The following is a 207-nucleotide window of genomic DNA, read 5'->3' on the forward strand; positions in this document are numbered from 1 at the left end:
CTATTATATTCGTAATAACCAACGAATTACCGATGACGGCGATTTCACAACCTTGTTACTTGGTAGTTTAGGTTATGGTAATGGTTATGGTCAATTTGAAGGTAATGACTCGATTTTACCTTTCTTTGAAAAGTATTATGTTGGTGGATACCGTACTCTGACTGGTTTCTCTAATAATACTGTTGGCCCTACAGCACTGTATACAGG

Annotated in this window: 1 protein-coding gene; it reads left to right on the forward strand. The window is 37.2% G+C overall.

Going from position 1 to position 207, the window contains the following annotated elements; translation table 11 throughout:
* The coding region (locus V6256_RS16285; protein ID WP_341599216.1) for a BamA/TamA family outer membrane protein at positions 1-207 on the forward strand (207 nt) is incomplete at both ends.

It is taken from the genome of Psychromonas aquatilis, from assembly GCF_038155185.1.
GTDB lineage: Bacteria > Pseudomonadota > Gammaproteobacteria > Enterobacterales > Psychromonadaceae > Psychromonas > Psychromonas aquatilis.